This is a genomic window from Microbulbifer discodermiae, from assembly GCF_040742695.1.
GTDB lineage: Bacteria > Pseudomonadota > Gammaproteobacteria > Pseudomonadales > Cellvibrionaceae > Microbulbifer.
Genome location: NZ_JBFLAB010000009.1, coordinates 17163 through 35018, shown reverse-complemented (window position 1 = coordinate 35018; position 17856 = coordinate 17163). Strand labels below are relative to the sequence as shown.

At 58.9% G+C, this 17856-nt stretch carries 16 protein-coding genes; 4 read left to right on the top strand and 12 right to left on the bottom strand.

All coding sequences use genetic code 11. The annotated features are described in order from the left end of the window. Positions 1 to 86 precede the first annotated feature (86 nt). The 5 genes from AB1S50_RS05270 to leuC all read right to left on the bottom strand — a co-directional run bounded on the left by AB1S50_RS05270 (position 87) and on the right by leuC (position 5671). Positions 87 to 1082: an Asd/ArgC dimerization domain-containing protein gene (locus AB1S50_RS05270; protein ID WP_367149424.1), complete on the bottom strand. Its 996-nt coding sequence runs from the start codon at positions 1080 to 1082 to the stop codon at positions 87 to 89. Positions 1083 to 1305: 223 nt separating this feature from the next. Beyond that, positions 1306 to 2421 carry an aspartate-semialdehyde dehydrogenase gene (gene asd, locus AB1S50_RS05265; protein WP_367149423.1) on the bottom strand — a complete coding sequence of 372 codons (1116 nt, stop codon included), beginning with the start codon at positions 2419 to 2421 and terminating at the stop codon, positions 1306 to 1308. Positions 2422 to 2472: 51 nt separating this feature from the next. After that, positions 2473 to 3546, bottom strand: coding sequence for a 3-isopropylmalate dehydrogenase (gene leuB, locus AB1S50_RS05260; RefSeq protein ID WP_367149422.1), 1074 nt, complete (start codon positions 3544 to 3546; stop codon positions 2473 to 2475). A 32-nt stretch (positions 3547 to 3578) separates the two neighbouring features. Then, a complete protein-coding gene (gene leuD / locus AB1S50_RS05255; RefSeq protein ID WP_367149421.1) occupies positions 3579 to 4226 on the bottom strand; it encodes a 3-isopropylmalate dehydratase small subunit in 648 nt (215 codons plus the stop codon). Next, positions 4223 to 5671: a 3-isopropylmalate dehydratase large subunit gene (leuC, locus tag AB1S50_RS05250; RefSeq protein ID WP_367149420.1), complete on the bottom strand. Its 1449-nt coding sequence runs from the start codon at positions 5669 to 5671 to the stop codon at positions 4223 to 4225. The genes leuD and leuC overlap by 4 nt, the downstream gene beginning before the upstream one ends. Before the next feature lie 165 nt (positions 5672 to 5836). Between leuC and AB1S50_RS05245 the strand changes: the two genes are divergently transcribed. Next, complete coding sequence (locus AB1S50_RS05245) at positions 5837 to 6748, top strand: LysR family transcriptional regulator (protein WP_367149419.1); 912 nt, start codon at positions 5837 to 5839, stop codon at positions 6746 to 6748. A 76-nt stretch (positions 6749 to 6824) separates the two neighbouring features. After that, positions 6825 to 7562 carry a TIGR04219 family outer membrane beta-barrel protein gene (locus AB1S50_RS05240; RefSeq protein ID WP_367149418.1) on the top strand — a complete coding sequence of 246 codons (738 nt, stop codon included), beginning with the start codon at positions 6825 to 6827 and terminating at the stop codon, positions 7560 to 7562. Between the two features lie 179 nt (positions 7563 to 7741). Here the strand turns inward: AB1S50_RS05240 and AB1S50_RS05235 are convergent, their stop codons facing one another. The 4 genes from AB1S50_RS05235 to AB1S50_RS05220 form a co-directional block, all read right to left on the bottom strand. Next, positions 7742 to 8869 (bottom strand): alkaline phosphatase family protein, encoded by a 1128-nt coding sequence (locus AB1S50_RS05235; protein WP_367149417.1) that lies wholly within the window; start codon positions 8867 to 8869, stop codon positions 7742 to 7744. 199 nt (positions 8870 to 9068) lie between these two features. Further along, positions 9069 to 11426, bottom strand: coding sequence for a TonB-dependent receptor domain-containing protein (locus AB1S50_RS05230; RefSeq protein ID WP_367149416.1), 2358 nt, complete (start codon positions 11424 to 11426; stop codon positions 9069 to 9071). Between the two features lie 385 nt (positions 11427 to 11811). Further along, positions 11812 to 12036, bottom strand: a complete 225-nt coding sequence (locus AB1S50_RS05225) for a SlyX family protein (protein ID WP_367149415.1) — start codon at positions 12034 to 12036, stop codon at positions 11812 to 11814. After that, the gene (locus tag AB1S50_RS05220; protein WP_367149414.1) at positions 12036 to 13181 is read right to left on the bottom strand and encodes a serine hydrolase domain-containing protein; all 1146 of its coding nucleotides are present in this window, start codon (positions 13179 to 13181) and stop codon (positions 12036 to 12038) included. Before AB1S50_RS05220 ends, AB1S50_RS05225 begins: the two co-directional genes overlap by 1 nt. 103 nt (positions 13182 to 13284) lie before the next feature. Here AB1S50_RS05220 and AB1S50_RS05215 point away from each other — a divergent pair, with 103 nt between their 5' ends. Continuing rightward, positions 13285 to 13749: a PaaI family thioesterase gene (locus AB1S50_RS05215; protein WP_367149412.1), complete on the top strand. Its 465-nt coding sequence runs from the start codon at positions 13285 to 13287 to the stop codon at positions 13747 to 13749. A gap of 18 nt (positions 13750 to 13767) precedes the next feature. Here the strand turns inward: AB1S50_RS05215 and AB1S50_RS05210 are convergent, their stop codons facing one another. Further along, positions 13768 to 14607, bottom strand: a complete 840-nt coding sequence (locus AB1S50_RS05210) for an ion transporter (protein ID WP_367149411.1) — start codon at positions 14605 to 14607, stop codon at positions 13768 to 13770. Positions 14608 to 14885: 278 nt separating this feature from the next. Here AB1S50_RS05210 and yciH point away from each other — a divergent pair, with 278 nt between their 5' ends. Beyond that, the gene (gene yciH / locus AB1S50_RS05205) at positions 14886 to 15209 is read left to right on the top strand and encodes a stress response translation initiation inhibitor YciH (RefSeq protein WP_367149410.1); all 324 of its coding nucleotides are present in this window, start codon (positions 14886 to 14888) and stop codon (positions 15207 to 15209) included. Between the two features lie 42 nt (positions 15210 to 15251). On the opposite strand, the gene AB1S50_RS05200 is transcribed toward yciH, so the two are convergent. Both AB1S50_RS05200 and AB1S50_RS05195 read right to left on the bottom strand, forming a co-directional pair. Then, positions 15252 to 17471: a hybrid sensor histidine kinase/response regulator gene (locus tag AB1S50_RS05200; RefSeq protein WP_367149409.1), complete on the bottom strand. Its 2220-nt coding sequence runs from the start codon at positions 17469 to 17471 to the stop codon at positions 15252 to 15254. Between the two features lie 113 nt (positions 17472 to 17584). Further along, positions 17585 to 17788 carry a DUF2788 domain-containing protein gene (locus AB1S50_RS05195; RefSeq protein WP_367149408.1) on the bottom strand — a complete coding sequence of 68 codons (204 nt, stop codon included), beginning with the start codon at positions 17786 to 17788 and terminating at the stop codon, positions 17585 to 17587. Between the last annotated feature and the right edge of the window lie 68 nt (positions 17789 to 17856).

Below are 17856 nucleotides of genomic sequence, written 5' to 3'. Positions count from 1 at the left end.
ACTGCTCCACTGGCGTACCAATCGCCTCCCCAAGCGGTACTGAAAGTTAATAACACACCTTCACTATGGCCGCTAAGTATTAATTATCAATGGTTTTTTAGCAACAAGTGAACAATCTGCACACAATTCATAGCCAAATCTTTGCGCAAATTATCCGAAGCCGTACAAAATTCAATCTGACCGGGGTGCAAAAGGCTCGTCCGCAAACGTCCAATCAGGGTCGTATCACGGCCTACCGCCTCCGCCGCCGACGGCCGCTCGACCATTTCCAACCGCGCGCCATTACCCAGCAGTCTGCGCAACTGTTCCAGGTCTGTCGGGGTTTGCAGTAGGACACGCACATTGGCTAGTTGGCCGTGAAACACCGAGGCTGTGTTAACTGTAGCGTCGACCGCAATCTCGTCCCCCAGTAGGCGCTGCAGATCGTGCACCAGTGACAGCTCCGTTAGGTTGTGGCCACTGGGTAGCGGTGGCTCACTGGAACTCAGGATATTAAACGCCAGTCGCTGGCCGATTTCCGGGTCCACTTCCACATCCTGCGCATTGAACATCTGTGCAGTCTGCGCAGCCATGGCATCCACCGCCGCTTTACCCAGCGCTGACACCGGCTGGTTGAGCGTTACTTCCGCCGATTTCAGCAGGCTGCGCAAAGGCAGCAGTGCCTCAACCACCATGGCCGCACCCGCCACCGGCAACACCAGCAGGCGGCGCTCGGCAACGGCGATGTCCGCGGTATTTACCAGCGGGTGCACCAGCAAGGCCGTCTCGTCACCGCGGGCATTCCCCGTCGCATCCAGTATCCAGGCCCCGGCCTGTTCCGCCGCGGCCATGGCCGCTTGGGCCTCCGGGCCGCTCTTCAGCAGCACAACTATCTGTCCTGGCGCAAAAACAAACGCCTCCAGTGACTGGGCCGCGATGGAGCGATTGGCAAATACCTGGGGATCCGCTTCACAGTCCTCCGCCTCCAATAGGCGCAACTGTTCCGGCTTGACCGTCTGGCGCTCTTCCAATAGCTCCAACAGGGGTGAAATGACGGCGTTGTTGACTCCCACAACCACCAGTTCGCGCTCTGATTCCGACATATCCGATCACTTATCCAATTGCAGCTGTAAAAAAAACCGGCCGATTATACCTGCCTGTATAGCCGCCGCGACCCACCGCAGCAACTATTGAATAAGTTGCCGGGTCAGTGGGATACAAGGATATGCCGCTGCCGGGTAAAGGGCGGCACTTCGGAATGATAGAGAGTCGCCCATCGGATTGCCGGGTTAATGGGAATGGGTTTTAGTAATCTGACAGGGTTGCTTAAAGTCTACCCAGCAGAATCAGCAGCGCGCGGCGCAAGGGTTCCGCAGCGCCCCACAATAACTGATCACCGACGCTGAAGGCATTCAGATATTCGGGTCCCATATTCAACTTGCGCAGGCGTCCCACAGGGACTTCGAGCCCACCGGTCACCGCAGTTGGACTAAGTTGCGCCAGTGTAGCTTCGCGCTCGTTGGGCACCACTTTCACCCAATCATTGGCACCGGCGATCAGCTGTGTCAGGTCCGCCAGTGGCAGATTCCGCTTGAGCTTGATGGTAAACCCCTGGCTGTGGCAGCGCATGGCCCCGATACGCACACAGGTACCATCCACCGACACTGTTTCGCCCGTGTCGAGGATCTTGTTGGCCTCCACCTGCGCCTTCCACTCCTCGCGGCTCTGACCGCCCTCCATGTGGCGATCAATCCATGGCAGCAGACTGCCTGCCAGCGGCGCCCCGAACTCGGCGATGGGGAAGCTGGGCGCGCGCATGGTGGCGGCTACCTTGCGGTCTATATCCAATATCGCGCTGGCGGGATCGGCCAGTTCGGTGGCGACACCATCGCGAATCGCACCCATCTGGGTGATCAGCTCGCGCATGTTTTTGGCCCCGGCTCCACTGGCGGCCTGGTAAGTCATGGCGCTTACCCATTCCACCAGCCCCGCCTTGAAGAGGCCGCCGAGGCCCATCAACATCAGACTTACGGTGCAGTTGCCACCGATAAAGTTTTTGATCCCGGCGTCTATACCCCGGTCGATCACCGCGCGATTGACCGGGTCCAGCACAATAATGGCATCATCCTGCATGCGCAGGGTGGAGGCGGCGTCGATCCAGTAACCGTCCCAGCCCCTGGCGCGCAGCTGTGGAAACACCCGCTGGGTGTAGTCGCCGCCCTGGCAGCTGACGATGACATCCTGCTGCGCCAGAAGGTCGATATCGTAGGCATCCCCCAGGGGTGCCGATTCCCGCCCCACGTCGGGCGCTTCGCCACCGGCATTGGAGGTGGAGAAGAACAACGGCTCCGCAATATGGACGAAATCATTTTCCTCCCGCATGCGCCCCATCAACACGGAACCCACCATGCCGCGCCAGCCGATAAACCCGATTTTGTTCATTTCAACAACCTGTTAAGCGCCGCGGGCGGCCTGAATTACTAGATTTTGGAGTCACAAGGCGTTCACCACGGCTGCACCCATCTCCGCGGTAGTAACTTTCCTGCATCCCTGGGTAAATATATCTGCGGTGCGCAGCCCCTCGTCCAGCACCTTGTGTACCGCCTGCTCAATTAGGTCGGCAGCCCCGTCCATATCCAGCGAATAGCGCAACATCATGGCTGCGGACAATATGGTTGCGAGCGGGTTGGCAACACCCTGCCCGGCAATATCCGGCGCTGAACCGTGACAAGGCTCATAGAGGCCAAAACCGGTTTCATTCAGGGAAGCCGACGGCAGCATACCGATGGAGCCAGTGAGCATGGCGGCCGCATCGGACAGAATGTCGCCGAACATATTCCCGGTAACCATCACGTCGAACTGCTTCGGCGCGCGTACCAGTTGCATGGCGGCATTGTCCACATACATATGGGACAATTCCACATCCGGGTACTCAGGCGCGAGTCGCTCGACCACTTCGCGCCACAGCACCGTCACCTCCAGCACATTGGCCTTGTCCACGGAACAGAGCCGGCCGCGACGCTTTCGCGCCGCTTCGAACGCCGTGCGCGCAATGCGTTCTATTTCGTATTCGCTGTACACATAGGTGTTGAAACCCTGCTGTTCACCGTTGGCCAGCACGCGAATGCCGCGCGGCTCACCAAAATAAATACCCCCGGTAAGCTCACGCACTATGAGAATATCCAGGCCGGATACTATTTCCGCTTTCAGTGACGAAGCGTCGGCCAGCTGCGGATAGAGTATGGCCGGGCGCAGATTGGCATAGAGACCCAGGCGGCTGCGGATTTTCAACAGTCCCCTCTCCGGCCTTATGTCCCGATCCAACTGGTCCCACTTGGGGCCACCGACGGCGCCGAGCAATACCGCATCGCACTGGCCAGCCGCCTCAAGGGTCTCCTCGGTCAAGGGCTCACCACTGCTATCTATGGCGGCACCACCTATCTCGCCCTCCTCGAAAGCGAGTCCGAGACCGGATTTTTTATCAACCGCCTCCAGCACGGCCTTGGCCTGGGCGACGATTTCCGGGCCTATACCATCACCCGGCAGAATCATAATTTTCTTACTCAAGACAGATTCCTCAATTCCATGGTAAACCGGCATTACCGGACCGCATTGAACAGCCAGGGTGCCCGCTGGCGACGCTGTTGTTCGTAGGCGCGAATATCCTCCGCATCCTCCAGCGTCAGCCCGATATCGTCGAAACCGTTCAGCAGACAGTGTTTGCGAAAGCTATCCACCTCGAACGGAATGGAGGCACCGTCCGGCTTCACCACCTGCTGTTGTTCCAGATCGATGGTGAGCTGGTAGCCTTCCCGGGCCAGGGTCTCCTCAAACAACTGGTCCACGATCGACTCTTCGAGCACTATGGGCAGAAGGCCGTTCTTAAAGCAGTTGTTGAAAAAAATATCGGCAAAGCTCGGGGCTATGACGGCGCGAAAGCCGTAGTCGTCCAGCGCCCAGGGGGCGTGTTCACGGCTGGAGCCGCAGCCGAAGTTCTCCCGGGCCAGCAGCACCGAAGCTCCCTGATAGCGCGCCCGATTGAGTGCAAATTCCGGATTCAGCGGGCGCTTGGAGTGATCCTGGCCCGGCTGACCTTCATCCAGGTAGCGCAGTTCGTCGAACAGATTGGGCCCAAAACCGGTGCGCTTGATGGATTTCAGGAATTGCTTGGGAATAATCAGGTCGGTATCCACATTGGCCCTGTCCATAGGTGCCACCAGACCCTTGTGCTGGGTAAAAGCTCTCATTGGCCGCCCTCCCGGTGCAAATCCCGCACGTCGACAAAATAACCGTTAATCGCCGCGGCAGCGGCCATGGCCGGGCTCACCAGATGTGTGCGCCCGCCATAGCCCTGGCGCCCTTCGAAATTGCGGTTGGAAGTGGACGCACAGTGCTCTCCGGCCCCCAGCTTGTCCGCATTCATCGCCAGACACATGGAACAGGAGGGCTCGCGCCACTCGAAACCGGCGTCGATAAAAACCTTGTGGAGTCCTTCCCTCTCCGCCTGGGCCTTGACCGCCTGGGAGCCGGGCACCACCAGCACCTGTTTGACCGTGTCCGCTTTTTTGCGCTCCCGGGCGATATCCGCAGCCGCGCGCAGATCCTCGATGCGGGAGTTGGTACAGGAACCAATGAAAACGCGATCGAGCCTTATTTCGGTGATTTTCTGCCCGGCGCGCAGGCCCATATAGTCCAGCGCCCGCTCGATACCGGCGCGCCTTGTGGAATCGGTTTCAGCGCCGGGATCCGGCACCTCGGCACTCACGGGTGCCACCATCTCCGGCGAAGTACCCCAGCTCACCTGGGGTTCAATTTCCTCACCGCGCAACGCCACCACCGCATCGAATACGGCATCCTTATCTGAGTGCAGATGGCGCCAGGCCTCCACCGCCTGTTGCCACTGTTCCCCCTGCGGTGCATAGGGCCGGTCCTTCACATAGTCCAGGGTCACCTGGTCCACCGCCACCATACCCGCGCGGGCACCCGCCTCTATCGCCATGTTGCAGATGGTCATGCGCCCCTCCATGGACATGGAGCGGATCACCTCACCACCGAATTCAATGGCGTAGCCGGTGCCGCCGGCGGTACCGATCTCGCCGATTATCGCCAGCACCACATCCTTCGCGGTAACCCCTAGGCGCAGCTTTCCGTCCACGCGCACCAACATGTTTTTCATCTTTTTCTGGATAAGGCACTGGGTGGCCATCACATGCTCCACCTCGGAGGTGCCGATGCCGTGTGCCAGAGCCCCGAGGGCGCCGTGGGTGGAAGTGTGGGAATCACCGCAAACCACCGTCATCCCCGGCAGAGTTGCACCTGTCTCCGGGCCGATTACGTGCACTATGCCCTGCCCCGGCTCATTGATGCCAAACTGCACCACATCGAAGTCCCGGCAGTTCTCATCCAGTGTTTGCACCTGAATGCGCGCTATCTCATCGCGAATACCCGCAACCCCCGCAGCGCGCTCGGTTTTGTCGGAAGGCACATTGTGGTCGGGAGTTGCCACCAGCGAGTCCCTGCGCCACAGATTGCGGCCCGCCAGCCGCAGGCCCTCGAACGCCTGCGGCGAGGTCACTTCGTGAATCAAGTGGCGGTCTATATAAATCAGTGCGGTGCCGTCTTCGCGGCTCTTGACCAGATGGTCAAGCCAGAGCTTGTCGTAGAGTGTCTTTCCACCAGCAGTAGCGCCCATGGCCTTTTCTCCTCGGTTTTGGCTCGAGCCAGTCTAGCCATGCACATTGCATAACATCAATTTATATTTATCATATAAACTAGTCCAACAGGGAATAGATCCCCCAGGCCAGCTCCCGCCGCGTGACAGGCTGAGGGGGCTGACTTCCCGGAGGAGGGTCCGAGTGTGGAAATTCAGTGGCTAAAAGCCTTTCTCGCCATCGCCGAACAGGGTTCTGTATCGGATGCCGCCGCACACCTCCACCTCACGCAACCAGCGGTGAGCAAGCGCCTCGCGGCACTGGAACAACAGTTGGATACCGCCCTGTTCGACCGCATAGGACGGCGCCTGCAACTCACACAGGCGGGGCGTGTGCTGCTGCCCCGGGCGCGGCATATTCTCAATGAGGTGAGCGATGCGGAGCGCGAACTCCACACCCTGGGCACTGAGGTCTCCGGCAGTCTACGCATCGCCACCAGCCACCACGTGGGCCTGCACCACCTGCCGCCAGTACTGAAGTCCTTCAGCAACCTCTATCCCAACGTGGCCCTGGACATCGATTTCGTCGATTCGGAACAGGCGTACGAAGCACTGGTGGCGGGCGAGTATGAACTTGGGGTGGTGACCCTGGCGCTGAAGGACTACCCGGGTCTGGAGGCCAGGGTTATCTGGCCGGATCCCTGTGTGGTGGTGGCGGCGCCGGACCACCCGCTGGCTCTGAAGCCAAAACTGCAACTCGCCGACCTCTCGGATTACCCGGCGATACTGCCGGACCTCAGTACCTATACCGGACGGCTGATCAAGCGGGCGTTCGATGCCCGGGGACTGAAACTCACCGCCAAACTGGCCACTAATTTCCTCGAGACCATTAAAATGATGGCGGGTGTCGGACTGGGCTGGAGTGTATTGCCGCAAACCCTGGTGGACGAAAGCCTGGCGGTGCTGCCGGTTGAAAAACTCGAAGTCCTGCGCAATCTCGGTGTGATCCATCACCGCGCCCGCACGCTCAGCAATGCGGCCGGTGCCCTGCGACAACTGCTGCTTGAGGCAGCCCAACGGGAACAGGCTGAAAAGCCTGACAACCATCACAAAAATTAACCAAAGTGTACCGCCGGCACCGTTAGGCGGGAAAAAGAATAGTAAACTCCGCGCAAAACAGTACAGAGGGAAGCCGATGAAAAACATAACCCTGGCCATCTGCATGGCCGCCGCCAGTGGTGCCGCCACTGCCGATACCATACTGGGCTTCGACGCCAGCCTGGGGGTTTGGATACCCTCTTACGACGGCGGTATCGGCAGAGACGACTTCGCTATCGAAAGCTTCAACCCGGCAGAGGACAACATCACCTTTATTCAGGCGGCCCTCGAACATCCGGTTCCGTTGATACCAAATGTTATGGTGGCCCACAGCAGCATCGAAACCAACGGCGATACCACCCTGTCTGAAACTGCGAGGTTCGGCGATCTCTATTTCCCCGCGGACAGCACAGTGGGCATGAACCTGGACTTAAGCTATACCGATGCCACCTTCTACTACGAACTACTGGACAACTGGGTCAATCTCGATCTCGGCCTGACCGCGCGGCGTTACGACGGGCAACTGGACGTGGCCAGCGATCTGCAGACGGAAACTGTCGAACTGGCCGGCTACCTGCCTATGCTCTACGGTATGGCCCGCTTCGACCTGCCTTTCACCGGCTGGTCGACTATCGCCCAGGGCAACGGCACCGGCTACAAGGGCGGCTCCGTTACCGATTTGACCGCCAAGGTGCGCTGGGACTTCGCCCCGGTTCTGGATCTGGGCCTGGAGGCGGGCTACCGTACCATGAATATGAACCTCAAGCGGATCGACGAGTTGGGGACCGACCTGGACATCAGCGGCGCCTATATCGGCCTGAACCTGCATCTCTAACCCCCAACTCAACCCCCTACCCTAGCAGGTTGTTGAAAAAGCCCTCCCTGGCTTTCCTCAACCCGGGTTTGCGGTGCATGTCCGCAAACCATCCATCACAAATCAAGCAGTTACATGCTTGATTTGCGGCCTGTTCACACTAACTGAGTTGGCCCTAGCAGCCTGCAAAAACGGGGCTGCTATTTCTTCATCAGCGGTTTCATTGCCGGGCCGGCTTCCGGGTCGAAATCAGCGGGGGTAAAGCCCAGTAGCGCCAGAGCCGTAGCGGCCACCTGGTTCTGGTACAGGTCCGCGCCGCCGGATACTTCTCCAAGACTCTCGATATCCGGGCCCAGGGCGGCTATCCAGATCTGGTCCGAACCCACCACACCATCCTTGTGGGGCTGGTTCTTGTTACCAAAATACTGCACCAACGCCGGCCCGCTGGCGTGGTGCGGCCAGGCCTCCGCGGTATTTCCCCGGCCGTGATCCACGGTGATAATCAGGTTGGTATTGCCCCGGTAGGCTTCCATAGACTGCAGCGTGTTCCACAGGTCGGCGAGGAATGCATCACTGCGATGCGCAGACAGCAAATACTGGTGATATTCCTTGTCGTGGGCAAAATCATCGGTTTCCCCCAGGGCAATATAGAGTACCTTGGGTTTTTCTTGCAGCAGATATTCCTTCGCCAGACCGTAGGTAAAGGCATCGGGCCTTACATCCTTCCAGAAAACCGGCAGTTGCCCCTGCAGATCATTGAGGAATTGAGCCCGCTGGGATAGTCGGGGCCAGTCCGCAGGCTCCAGGCCGGCGTTGACGAAAACACCACTGCGCTCCCGGTTGACAATGGCGGGAAAGGCGCCCCAGCTGCCGAAAGCGGCCACCTTGTGTTTGAATCCGGGCTGCTTATTCAGCCATTCCAAAAAAGTGATATTGGCATTGGGAACCGGATCATTGGAGTCGATATCCGGGTCTGCGCGGCCGGTGAGAATCTCGTTGTAGCCGGGGTAGGAAAACCACCAATGATTCGTGACATTGGCCCGGGAATCCCTGTTGCGGTTGCCGGCCAGCACCCCGCCCTGCGCGATTTCGCCCCACATAAATGGCAGAAGTTTATGGCGCTTCTCCGCTGTGGATTTTCCACCAAACTGTTCCGCCAACTGCTCTTTGTTCCGGGTATAATCTGCATGGTTGAGCAGCTCCGGATCATAACCGGAAAAAACCTCCTGCCAGCGCAAGCCATCAAGGGTTACCAACACCAGATTTTCCGCCCCATGCGCCTTGACGCCGAGCACTGCAGCCAGCAGTGCCGCAAGTAATATTTTCATTGCACAGTCCTCCGCGGGAATTCACTCCGCATGTAATTTTCTTTGCTATTAACCCAGCAGTCCAATAGATAATCCCTTAACCATTGGATTGCCCCCCTTGAAAACCTGCGCAATTGCGCAGAATCGTTAGCTTTTCAGGAGTTTGCACCGGACTCCGCCCGGCGGCAGCACATCCTTGTGCCGCGTTAACCCGATGGCGTTAGAAATCCACAACAGCGGACAGGGAAACCGTGCGCGGCGCTCCTATCCAGGCGCCCCCGGAAACCACTGAGCCCAGGTAGTCCTCATCAAACAGGTTGTTGACCACCAGATTCAGGTTTGTGCGGGCCAGCGCCGGATGAATATCCACCAAGTTCAGGCCCAGGTAGGCATCCGCCACCGTATAGGACGCGGCCACCCAGGAGTTGCCCGGATCCACATAGCGGTCCCCGGTAAACTTGGCCGAGATACCGCCGTACAGCAGTTCCGAAGCCCAATCCAGTCCCACCACAAACAGGTGGTCGGCGATACCCACAACGTGGTTACCGGGAGTAATGCCCTGGGCCTCATCGACGGCGGCATCGCCGGAACCGATATAGGTGGCGTCAATCAGGGTATAGGAGGTGTAAAGGTTGAGGGATTCGGAGAGGTCATAGTCCAGCAGCAGTTCCACACCACTGGATTCGATACCGCCGGCATTGAAGTAGGTGCCGTTGGTTCCGATCAGGTAATCGGGGCCCGCCGTGGTATTGTTGTCCAGGAAAATAATGCGGTTTTCAAACTCGTTCTCAAAATAGGTGGCAGTGGTGGTAAAACTATCGCCGGCATAACGCAGTCCGAATTCGATGGTCTCGGACGTCTCTGGTTCGATATTCTCCAGGTCGGAATCCGGGCGTTCGAGAACACTGTCACCGATCGCCTTGAAATTCTCCGCATAGCCGGCAAATAGTTCGGTATTTTCCAGCGGAGTTTCCCACAGCAGCCCGGCGGAGATGAGTATATCGGAATCGGAGTTGACCCTAGCATCGGTCGAAGCCCCAAACAGATCCTTCCGCTCCACGTCCACCAGAAATTGTTTGGCCCCCAGGGTGAGCGTGACGCTATCGATGGTGAGGGCGTCCTGCAGATACCAATTGCGGGTTTCCTGGGGGTAGCTGCGATCATATTGCACCCAGTAGGGACTGGCTTCAAAACCGGCACCCTGGGAGGCATCGGTGATTTTGTGCCAGTCACGGTGTTCGTCTCGGGTGGCATCCTCATACCAAAAACCCCCGCGCAACGTGTTGTCGTAGCCGGCGACCAGGCCATTGTAGCTAAAATCCAGGGTCACGCCGGTGCGCTCCTTGCCATAGTGGGTGTGGCGGTAGGACATGACCGGCAGCGCATTTGCGGGATAACAGGCGGGATCGTATTCCGGACCGGATTGACCGTAGACATTAACCACCGAAGAGATACAGCCGTCCCTGGGGCTGAGTGCGCTGCCATCCGCATCGACAAAGAAAATCTGCCCTCGCTGGACACCCCCGTAAACGGTAGGAGCACCGAGGAACTCGGACTCCCCGGCACTGCCGTCATCAATGATATCCACCAGATAGGGCGGCACCCAGTCGCCGCGCCCTTTATTGCGGTGATAGTACACACCGGATTGCAGGTTCAGGCTGTCAGTCAGATCAAAGTCAAACTGGGCATAGCTGAGCAGGTTCTTGCGCAATGTCGACCAGCCGCGGCGATACAGCTGGTCGATGTGCGGAATTCCGGTCCACTCATCCCGCAGAAAATCGTCTTTGGGAGAAGCCTCGAACTGGGCCGCGGAATAAATACGCTGGTAATTGTCCTCGTGGACATCATCGTAAGCCACATAGGCTTTGATAGTACCGGCTTCCAAAGTGGTCACCAGTTTGGCCGCCAGTTGCTCGCGCTCGTTTTCCGCGCTCTCATTGATCCAGTCGGTAGCTTTTTGATTGGAATAGGAAATCCACGCCTTGCTGTTGTCGGCGAATGTACCTGAGTCGAAGCGATAGTAGAATCGCCGGGCATCGAATTCCCCCGCGGACACTTCCATTCGGCTGCGCCGCGCATCCGCCGGGTCGTCCGTGCGGTAGTCGATGGTACCGCCCAGGGCTTCATGTGAGCGGGAAGCGATATCCGCAGTGCCCTGGGAAACCTCCACAGAGCCGATATTGGCCGGATCCACAAAACGGTTGGCTTTGGAGCCACCACCGTAATTGGAGCCGCCGTTGGGAATACCGTCAATAGTGGTGCCTATCTGCTGCTCATCCTGACTGATGGTGAAGCCGCGTACACTGATGTTGGTGGACCAGTCGTCAAAACCGTAAGTATCCCCCTCGTTGACTGAAACACCGGGCAGGTTGTCAATCAGCGCGTTCACGCTGGTAATGGTGGACTGCTGCCTGCGCATCGCCTCGGACACTTCGCTGCGGTTAAAAGTGACGCCCTTGGCCAGCACCACTACCTCTTCCAGCTGTTCACCGCCCGCCTGTTCGGCGTGCAACGGGTTGGCAGCCACCAAAGTGGCGAGTGAGACGGCTGCAGCCAGCGGTTTTTTTCTGATGTTCATCGGGGCACCCCTTGTTGTAGTGATTGAGCAGACGCGGACCGGAGCAGCCATGCTCCAGCCCAGTTGCCCGCGTACATTGAGGGGTGAAGGTGAAATATTTTTTACGGATAAATTAAACTCTGTTGACCGGCCTGTGAATGCAGGTGAACAGAGCAATCAGGGACATAAAAGGGATAGGATTTACCGGTCATTGGAACGGGCCCATAACCGTGAAGCGACGGTGAGAAATTGCAGCAGGCATAGGTGGTTTAACCGCCAGAGGCAGTTAATCAGAACAGAGGCGGACAGCGGGTATTGATTTGTCGCCCTTGAAGACCTGCGCAATTACGCTGAATCACTTGCTGTTCACTTGAAAATAGCAGGTCGCTGAGAATGCCCTTCTCTGCTAATAGTGCGGCGGCTTATCATCCGCCGCGTCACCGTCACCAAACACCTGCAGTGCAATATCCTGGTATCTGGCCAGGACTTCCTCAAACTGCGCTTTCAGGGCACGAATCTCGGCATCCTGCTGTGCAATCACATCATTCAGCTGTGCCATTGTGTCCTCGTGAAAAGCGAGCCGGGTCTCCAGCTCGTCCACCCGACGGATCAATTCGATATTCTGTTCCATTACAACAACCGGTATAAGTGTTCCACCAGGTGCACCGAGCGCCTGTCCATAAAAAGGCTCTGCCCCAGGCGCGCGGTCACATAGCCGCAGCCGATCTCCCGCTCCGGATCGGCAAAACCGACACTGCCCCCTGCACCCGGATGCCCAAAGCCCCAGTCCCCGCCAAAACGCAGGTCCGCCCCGCGGCCGCTGAGAACAAAGCCACAGCCAAAGGCAACGTCGGCCTGCAATACGGCATCGCGCTCCCGGCTCTGCTCCCTGCGGGCCTCCGCCACCGTGTGCGGATCCAGAATTGCCCCTTTGGCCAGTGCGAGGTCACCGTAGATGCCCGCCAGATCCCGGGCACTGAAGTGCCCGTTTGCCGCCGGTATCAGCGCCCCCCGCCAGGCGGAGCCGTTACTGCCGGTCAGCAGACTGACAGGATTGGAGAAGGCCTTCGCAACCGGCCCCTGGCGATCCTCTTTCATGGCGTGTGCCACGGCATTTTCCCGCAGCTCCGGCAGGGGCTTTTTGAGCGGACCCACGTCCGCGATGCGGGTGGACCTGTGGCCCAGGGCACCAAAGCCGCCATCCAGCTGCAGCGAGTCTGCCAGCACCTCGCGATAGAGTTCGGGCAGTGTGCGCGACGAGACTCTCTCCAGCAATCCGCCCAGGCTCCAGCCATAGAGAAAAGCCGCATAGCCCTGCCGCGATCCCGGCGGCCACCAGGGTTCCTCGGCCGCCACCCGCGCGCAGCTTCCATCCCAGTCGTAAATCAAGTCGTCCGCCACCCGCTCGCGGAAGGCCACCAGGCCGGAGCGATGGCACAGCAACTGACGGGGCGTAATGGCGGCCTTGCCCGCCGCGGCAAATTCCGGCCAGTAGTCCGCCACCGGCCGGTCCAGGTCCAGCCGACCGGCAGCCACTTGCTGCATCGCCAACACCGCGAGTACCCCCTTGGAGCAGGAAAATACATTGGCGATGGTGTCCTCCGTATAGGGAACCTGTCCCTCCCGGTCGCAGCGCCCCGCCCACAGCGACACTATCAGCTCATTGGACCGGCGGACGGCAAAAGCCGCACCGGTTTCACCGCTCTGGCGAAAATTGGCGGCAAAGGTATCCAAGAGCGGCTCGAAACCGGGGGCACAGTGGCCGTATATCTCCATCGCAAGTGTCCAGCAGTGGGAAAAGGAGGCGCAAGATTAATTTCTTCCCCTGTCCTGCGCAAATCGTTAGCATGGCCGCAAAATTTTTCACAGAGGGACAACCATGACTGAGCCGGTGGCAATTCAGGATCAAATTCCCGCGAACCACTGCTTCGGTTGCGGCCCGGAAAATGACCGGGGCCTGCAAATCAAAAGCTTTTGGGTCGGCGACGACGAAACCCACTGCCAGTTCACCCCCGCCCCGGAGCACTGCGCCGGGCCCACCCACTACCTCAATGGCGGCATCATCGCCACCATCATCGACTGTCACACCATCTGTACGGCGATCGCCGACGGCTACCGGCAGGCCGGGCGCCAACCCGGCACCGGGGACAAAATCTGGTACGCCACCGGCAGGCTGGATGTCCACTATAAAGCGCCGGCGGCGATGGATGCCCCGGTAACGCTGCGGGCCAAAATCACCGGTCGCAGCGGCAGGAAAACCACCCTGCACTGCACCCTCACCAGTGGAGACCGCATCTGCGCCTCGGCGGAGGTGGTGGCGGTGCGCGTGCCGGACAACTGGTAGCGGCTACCGGCTGGCGACTCAGCCCAGATCCCGGCCCGCTGTGTCCAGTTCTTCCAGCCTGTAGCCGCAGTGGCGACAGTAGTCGGCATCCCGGTCGTGGCCGGCGCGGCTGCAATTGTCACAGCGTTGCACGCTGCGCTCTCTGCCGATCTCACTGGCCAGCTCGGCAGTTACTATCCCGGTTGGCACAGCGATAATGGAATAGCCCACCAACATAGTCAGGGAGGCAATCGCCTGCCCCAGGGGCGTGTGCGGGGTGATATCGCCGTACCCCACCGTTGTCAGGGTGACAATCGCCCAGTAGACACTCTTGGGAATACTGGTGAAGCCGCTATGGGGCCCCTCCACCATAAACATCAGCGCACCGAAAATGATGCACATCACCAGTACGCTGGCGTAAAACACCATAATTTTTCTGCGCGCCTGCCACAGGGACCGCATGAGCAGGTTTGCATCACGCAGATAGCGCACCAGCTTGAGCACGCGAAAAATGCGCAGCACCCGCAGCAGGCGCACCACCAGCAGATAACTGGCCCCGGTAAAGGCCAGCGCCACATAGCTGGGCAATATCGCCAGAAAGTCCACCACGCCGTAAAAGCTGAAAATATACCTGCGGCGGTCCACCGCACAGTAGATACGCAGAATATACTCGACCGTAAACAGCCCGGTAAAAAACCACTCCAGCCAAAAGAACAGCCGCCCGTACCGCCCGGCGATACCCTCGACGGAGACCAGAAGTACCAGACCCACACTGAGGAGAATGGCCCAGATCAAAAATACATCAAAGCCTTTTCCCGCCGGCGTGTCAGTGCCGAAAATTACCTCATTAAGCCATTTGCGCCTGCCGGTTAGTGCCATATATCCTCCTGCCGGCACAGACTATAGCGCCGGAAGGTCCCGCCCGCCACAGGCGCACCGCAATTCCGGTCGGCAAAGCCTGACTCTTGTTAGAGCACTGCGCTACAACAGCGCACTTTTTCGCTAACATATAACACCAGAGAGGTCTCGGGGGTCGCTGCCGGCGGCTAAGAGGCCGGATTTACCGGCGAGCCAGCGGCAGAACTTTTCGCGCGGGGTTGCGTCGCATTGCAGGGCCGATCCCGCCAGCCGGGTTGGCTGGACAGCTGGGGGAAATCATGAGCAGGGAAAACCGTCTGGTTTACTCGACCGATCGCGGCCGGGTCAAAGAGGAACCGAGCAAGGAGTCCCGCCGCAGCGGCGACGGGATTGTTCGTATTCAAAGGGAAAGCAAAGGCCGCAAGGGCAAGGGCGTCACCTGCGTGCGGGGCCTCCCGGGCAGCGACGCCGATTTGAAGCTATTGCTGGCGGACATGAAAAAACGCTGCGGCTGTGGCGGCACTGTAAAAGACGGGGTGATTGAAATTCAGGGTGACAAGCGCAGCGAGATCAAGGCCCTGCTGGAAGACCGCGACTTTAGGGTAAAGCTCGCCGGCGGCTGAGCGGACCGACGGGCGGGCAGCCCCATGCAGCAGGTGCTCGGATCAGTCCCGGGCGCTGCCGAGCCAGCACTCGATGGTTTCCCGCAGCTGGTCCTTACCCAGGGGCTTGGTGAGAAAATCATCCATACCCGCCGCCAGGCAACGGCCTTCGAACTGCTCTTCCGTGGTGCTGGTCAGAGCGATGATCGGCAGTCGATTCTCCACTGCATGCTCTGATTCCCAATGGCGCAGGGTTTCGATAATTTGTGCACTGTGTTCGGTATTCTGCTGGCAGTCCACCAGCAGCATATCGTAGTGCCCCTCCGACAGCAGCTCCAGCGCGTCCACCACCGACCGGGCCACTTCCACCCGGTATCCCAACGTGTGCAGCATTTCTTCGGTCACCCGCTGGTGTTGGCGCGACTCCTCGATCAACAGCAAGGCGTACTGGCGCGGGTGGGCACCACTGCTGGTGACAATGCGACGGCTGGTCTTTTTACCACCACAGAACAACAAACCGATCAATGCATCGTGCAGTTCCTTCCGGGTCGCCGGGCGGCTCAGATACTGTGTGCAGGGCAGGCTTTTGATAAAGGGGGTAAATGCCTGCTTATGGCCATAGGCGCCCAGACACATCAGTGGGCAGTTTTTGGGCTCTACATCGCTGTGGTCGATAATCTCCTGGACTGCCGTCAGCAGGCTCGAATCGCCCATGGCCGGAACCAGCAACACCAGCTGACTGCGCACCAGTGCCTGCTGCACAGCCTCCTCCAGTGCCGGCCGGTGCGCCGATGAGGTGTATTTCAAACCCTGCACCTCCATTCCGAAGGAACTCAGAGCCTTTTCCAGGCCGCTGACAAACAGGCCCTTCTGGTGCAACAGCAGTATGTCCAAATCCTGCAAGCGGCGATCCGGCACCAGATAGAAGCGCTGGTTCGGTTCGGTGGCGAATCTCATCGCCACCTGATAGCGGTTGCCGTCGCGGCTGGAATGCAGCTGCAGATAGCCACCCATGGCTTCCGCCAGCCCCTTGGCAATGGACAGGCCCAGCCCCGTAGCTACCTGGGCGCTGTCTACCCGCGAGAAGGCGCCGAACAGTTCACTTTCGTCCGGCAGTATCTCACCCTGACCATCGTCCATGAGGGCGATCGTCATCTGTCCCTCCGCGGTGCTGATAGGGGAAAAGTCCACCTGTCCCCAGATCTCGCCCTGCTGGGCTATTGCCGTAGCCGCCTCCACCAGGTTGCGTATCAGCTGGGAGGTCTTGCGATTGTCCCCGATCACCATGACCGGCAGCTTGTCGTCTATTTCGAAATTGAATTCAAGGCGCTGGCGATGGGAGGCCTTTGCGGCAAACTTAAACGACTTCTCGACGGTTTTTACCAGATTGAAGGGCCCCTGTCGCAGCCGGATACTCTTCCTTGCCACACGGGTAAAAAGACCGACATTATCCACCAGTTTCAGTTGCTGGCGACTGGCGTTTTTTGCCAGCCGCACCCACTCCCGCTGCCGCTCCGGCAATTGCTCCGCCTCCAGCAGCGCCAGCGCTCCCAGGGAGTCGGTGAGTTGGCTGCGAAACTCCTGGCCGATGTTTGCGACAAATTCATTGGTTAACTCGATGGCCGCATCGGATCTTTTACTGGCCACGGCGAGCTGGCTGGCGCGTTGCTGCAACTCCTGCATCGCGCCCATACGACCCCAGTAATTCTCGGACTCAAGTCGTGCCTGGCGGGAGATGAGCCAGACAAACGCCAGCGAAAGCACACCGTAGACAGTGCCGAGGATATCTCCCGATAGAAACGATGTAGCGGAAGCCGGCACCAGGGATACCACCAGGCACCAGGTGAGAAACCGGTAGTAGGGCGCGAATACGGTCACCACAATGGCACTGTACATCACGGTATAGAGCCACAAAAAGTGGGTCTCCGGCGCAAATCCCAGCAGCCACTCGTGGCACACCAGTATCAGACCCCACCAGCCAGCGAACAGAATTGCGGTGAAAAAATAGCGGCGGCGCCAGCGATGCGGACCGGCGGCATAGAGGCTGCCAAAGCGAAAAAGGTGATAGCCGTGCAACAGACTCAGCAGGATCAACCCTATAGCAAGCACCAGGGTCAATTGCGGTGCAACCAGGGGCAACTCACCCACTGTCACTGCGATGAAAAACACCATAATGGTAAAAAGCATCACGCGACGGCTGTACTTGGCCATACGCGCGTCTGTGAGTCGACAGACGCGACGGTCTTTTTGTACTTTGAGTTCCGGTCGATCAAACATTGGCATTTAGCCCTTTCACCACTGCCCTGGCGCTGGTGTATTCCATCTGCACGAATATCGAACCCGCGTATCAGTTCAGCCGGACACCGAGGTTAAGGCGGGCCGGGCGCGGCCAGCTTCTAGCCGATCCCCAACACTTCAACGAGCACTGTTTTGATCACAAAGCCCAGCAGGCCGAGGCCCAGGGCCAGAAACAAAACAAAGGTACCGAATCGCCCCGCCTTGGATTCCCTGGCCAGGCTCCAGACGATAAACACCATAAACAGAATCAGCCCACCGACCCCCAGCCAGAGTGAATACTGCTCGAATTGCTCAAAAGACATACAACTTCATGTCCTGAATGATTCACTACCACTGGCGGCCGGCTAAGGGGCAATAGCCCTGATGGCCG

Coding starts and splice junctions, on each gene's coding strand:
- AB1S50_RS05270 (WP_367149424.1), bottom strand. CDS start 1,082: ATGTCGGAATCAGAGCGCGAACTGGTGGTTGTGGGAGTCAACAACGCC.
- asd (WP_367149423.1), bottom strand. CDS start 2,421: ATGAACAAAATCGGGTTTATCGGCTGGCGCGGCATGGTGGGTTCCGTG.
- leuD (WP_367149421.1), bottom strand. CDS start 4,226: ATGAGAGCTTTTACCCAGCACAAGGGTCTGGTGGCACCTATGGACAGG.
- leuC (WP_367149420.1), bottom strand. CDS start 5,671: ATGGGCGCTACTGCTGGTGGAAAGACACTCTACGACAAGCTCTGGCTT.
- AB1S50_RS05240 (WP_367149418.1), top strand. CDS start 6,825: ATGAAAAACATAACCCTGGCCATCTGCATGGCCGCCGCCAGTGGTGCC.
- AB1S50_RS05235 (WP_367149417.1), bottom strand. CDS start 8,869: ATGAAAATATTACTTGCGGCACTGCTGGCTGCAGTGCTCGGCGTCAAG.
- AB1S50_RS05230 (WP_367149416.1), bottom strand. CDS start 11,426: ATGAACATCAGAAAAAAACCGCTGGCTGCAGCCGTCTCACTCGCCACT.
- AB1S50_RS05225 (WP_367149415.1), bottom strand. CDS start 12,036: ATGGAACAGAATATCGAATTGATCCGTCGGGTGGACGAGCTGGAGACC.
- AB1S50_RS05220 (WP_367149414.1), bottom strand. CDS start 13,181: ATGGAGATATACGGCCACTGTGCCCCCGGTTTCGAGCCGCTCTTGGAT.
- AB1S50_RS05215 (WP_367149412.1), top strand. CDS start 13,285: ATGACTGAGCCGGTGGCAATTCAGGATCAAATTCCCGCGAACCACTGC.
- AB1S50_RS05210 (WP_367149411.1), bottom strand. CDS start 14,607: ATGGCACTAACCGGCAGGCGCAAATGGCTTAATGAGGTAATTTTCGGC.
- yciH (WP_367149410.1), top strand. CDS start 14,886: ATGAGCAGGGAAAACCGTCTGGTTTACTCGACCGATCGCGGCCGGGTC.
- AB1S50_RS05200 (WP_367149409.1), bottom strand. CDS start 17,471: ATGCCAATGTTTGATCGACCGGAACTCAAAGTACAAAAAGACCGTCGC.
- AB1S50_RS05195 (WP_367149408.1), bottom strand. CDS start 17,788: ATGTCTTTTGAGCAATTCGAGCAGTATTCACTCTGGCTGGGGGTCGGT.